Below are 2,916 nucleotides of genomic sequence, written 5' to 3'. Positions count from 1 at the left end.
TTCATAACCACGTTGACACTTAACGACAATGTTATACTGATTTCTTTTTTTATTATCTACTTTTTGAGTATCAACTATCCATAAATTGATTTTACTTGATTCAATTTCACCATAGATATTTATAATGCTGTTCCATAATATGCTGAAGATTTCTTCTTTTTTTAAGTTTTCTTCACTATACATTTTTAGACCAACATATCTCTTTTTTTCACGTAATGTTGGAGGTAAAATTTTTAATTTCATGTTATCAACTGTTCATCAATATAATTACTTTAATCTTTTAGAATTCTTACACCTTGAACAACACTTTCTTTATGAATGGTTATGTTTTCAATTATTTCTAATGGGTTTTGTGTAATGCACTTTTTTGCATAATCCATGTCCATGTCAGTAAGTTGACTTAGTAAAATCATACTTTTAGGTGAACGAACGTCATAAAAGGATACACTACCACTACTTAAAACTGTTCTAAAGCCGTATTTTCTTTGTAACATTAATAATTGGTTAATCTGATTTAATATTTTGGCTTTAAAATAACCTCTGTGTTGTAATATGTCTGTTAAGTTAATATTCACAGTAATATTATTTTCAACCATTAACTTTGAAAGAACATGATTAATACCACTATTTCTTTTATGTAAATATGGATGATTTATGATGTCAATTTGTGGTGTTTCACAGATTATTCTATTAATCTTTTCTTCTCCACCATTTGCCATAATCAAATCAACTTTTTTATAATGACGTTGAACTTCTTTTCTAAGTAATTGGGGATTAGATTGGTTGATAAGAATGCCCCGATGTAAATCAAGTTTTGTAGATTCATTCAACTGATTAAATGATTCTTTTATTTCATTTTCGTTCTCAAAATAATTTTGAGAATTATAAAAAATACAAGCACCTTTAAAATTAAACTCTTCTAGTGTTTCAATAATTTCTTCTTTGGGTGCAATATTAAAATCATAAAAAATAGTCATATAATTAATCCTAAGAGTAGTTTATAAAAAAATTTTAGTTATAAGAAGTTAAAGAGTTTTTTTGCAACTTCAATAGCATTTTCTTTACTTACTGGATAACTAGCAATTTTTATTCTGATATGTATAGCATTTCCAGAGTAGGTTAACTTAAGTTTTTCATCAAAAGCTAATTGTTTATCAAATCTAAGAAATAAATTACCTTTATCATCCATTCTTCGATTTAATTCGTTTTTAATTGTATTTTTATCTTCTTCAGATAAATTTTCATTTAAAAATGCTATGATGTCTTTGTTAGTTCTTTTTTTGGTAATTTTATCAGTCAATACTATGATTTTATTACCAAAGTGGTCTTCATTTATACTTTTTTCTGGTAAAGAGTTTGAAAAGAGATAACTTATAGCAGTTATCACCTTTTCTTCGTCTTCGGTACCATAAACAAAAGTTCGATAGGAAATGTTATGTATCATCTATCTAACCTTTTCAGCACCTTTACCTTTATGACGTAATCCTCTTCCTTTTTTACCAGCACTTGTTAATCCACGGAATGCACGTCTTGTGTGTTTTTTACTGCATATCCAGTTGATTTTGTTATCGTGTTGGATTTCAGGACGTTGTGGGTCAACTAAGATTACTTCATAGTATTTTGCTTTACCATCTTCCCAAACCCAGTATGAATTGAGTACTTCTAAGTTAGGGTATTTACGTGCAACACGTTCTTCAGCCATTCTTTGAATGGATTTTGCACCTGAAATTTTGTTAACACCCATTCTTTTAGGATCTCTACCGTTTACAAATCTGGATTTTCTTCTTGATCCTCTTCTTACTCTAATTCTTGCAACAACATATCCTGTTTTTGCTTTGTAACCTAATTTACGAGCTTTGTCAATCCTTGTTGGTTTATCAATTCTGATAATAACAGGTTGTCTTCTCCATTTAGGTAATCTTTCTCTCATAAGTTCTTTTACGTATGATTCACTTGGGTTTTTCCATGCTTCTTGCATATGTTTATACATATATACACCTCATTGTTCAGCCAATAGGCCACATCCAATTTATTTTAATTGTGTATTAAGGGAGTATTCCCTCAAATAAAAACTAATATCTTGAATTTTTTAAAATTAGTTTCTTTTTTCTTATTACAGTCATTAAACCGGGAAGATGATTCCCTAATTTTCATATAATAATATTAGATTATTTATGAAATATCATTATATAATCTATATACTATTGAATATTTGTTTATGTTAGTATATAATGTTGTGGTTTATTAAACATTAAAAATAAATATTAATCTATGACTTTTAAAGGGTTGATTTAATGGAATTTTGTCCTGATTGTGGAAAAGTTTTAATTCCCAAGCATAATATTCTTCATTGTTATGGTTGTGGTTATGAAAAAATGATTGCAGAAGAAAATAAGAAGGATTATGTAATTGAAGAAGATGTTTCAGACAAACAGAATATTATAATAACTGGGGATAAAGTAAATACTATGCCTACAACCAATGGTTTATGTTATAGGTGTCATAATAGAGAATTAGAATGGTGGATGGTTCAAACCCGTAAGTCTGATGAAGCTACAACTATATTTTATCGTTGTACTAAATGTGGTAATACATGGAGACGTTAGAATAAAAAAAAGTAAATTATTTTGAAAAACTTAAAGTGTACTTGTTGAGTGAATTCAATACACTATCAGTGGTTTTTCTTTGAATTCTATCTAAATTGGCTTTTTGTTTTTGGATAGTTTCTGTTATTCCTAATAACTTTTCAACTTCTTCAACATCATCACTTTTACACATCCAACCAGTTGTGTTTCCGGCTACATTTTCTAAGTTCTCAAAATTATCAGGGGTATAATATTTAAAATATGATTTAATTTTTGATTTTTGTTGTTCGTTAAGTGTTTGGGTTACTTGATAATATTTGGTTGATGTATT

Annotated in this window: 6 protein-coding genes; 1 reads left to right on the top strand and 5 read right to left on the bottom strand. The window is 28.0% G+C overall.

From position 1 onward, the window contains the following. The 4 genes from QZZ11_RS04010 to QZZ11_RS03995 all read right to left on the bottom strand — a co-directional run. Positions 1-243: Rpp14/Pop5 family protein (locus QZZ11_RS04010; protein ID WP_292473821.1), on the bottom strand; the 243-nt coding region annotated here is incomplete at its 3' end. Between the two features lie 29 nt (positions 244-272). Next, positions 273-977, bottom strand: coding sequence for a ribonuclease P protein component 3 (rnp3, locus tag QZZ11_RS04005; RefSeq protein WP_292473820.1), 705 nt, complete (start codon positions 975-977; stop codon positions 273-275). Positions 978-1,015: 38 nt separating this feature from the next. Next, a complete protein-coding gene (locus QZZ11_RS04000) occupies positions 1,016-1,444 on the bottom strand; it encodes an RNA-binding domain-containing protein (RefSeq protein WP_292473818.1) in 429 nt (142 codons plus the stop codon). Then, positions 1,445-1,990 (bottom strand): 50S ribosomal protein L15e, encoded by a 546-nt coding sequence (locus QZZ11_RS03995; protein ID WP_292473816.1) that lies wholly within the window; start codon positions 1,988-1,990, stop codon positions 1,445-1,447. 304 nt (positions 1,991-2,294) lie between these two features. Here QZZ11_RS03995 and QZZ11_RS03990 point away from each other — a divergent pair, with 304 nt between their 5' ends. Then, positions 2,295-2,606 carry a transcription factor S gene (locus QZZ11_RS03990; RefSeq protein ID WP_292473815.1) on the top strand — a complete coding sequence of 104 codons (312 nt, stop codon included), beginning with the start codon at positions 2,295-2,297 and terminating at the stop codon, positions 2,604-2,606. A 16-nt stretch (positions 2,607-2,622) separates the two neighbouring features. Here the strand turns inward: QZZ11_RS03990 and QZZ11_RS03985 are convergent. Next, positions 2,623-2,916 (bottom strand): hypothetical protein (locus QZZ11_RS03985; RefSeq protein ID WP_292473813.1); only part of this gene is annotated, 294 nt, incomplete at its 5' end.

The organism is Methanosphaera sp. (genome assembly GCF_016282985.1).
In the GTDB taxonomy this organism is placed as follows: domain Archaea; phylum Methanobacteriota; class Methanobacteria; order Methanobacteriales; family Methanobacteriaceae; genus Methanosphaera.
Note: the sequence above shows the minus strand (reverse complement) of the source record. Positions and strands in the feature narration are given on the sequence as shown.

Coding starts and splice junctions, on each gene's coding strand:
- QZZ11_RS03990 (WP_292473815.1), top strand. CDS start 2,295: ATGGAATTTTGTCCTGATTGTGGAAAAGTTTTAATTCCCAAGCATAAT.
- QZZ11_RS03995 (WP_292473816.1), bottom strand. CDS start 1,990: ATGTATAAACATATGCAAGAAGCATGGAAAAACCCAAGTGAATCATAC.
- rnp3 (WP_292473820.1), bottom strand. CDS start 977: ATGACTATTTTTTATGATTTTAATATTGCACCCAAAGAAGAAATTATT.
- QZZ11_RS04000 (WP_292473818.1), bottom strand. CDS start 1,444: ATGATACATAACATTTCCTATCGAACTTTTGTTTATGGTACCGAAGAC.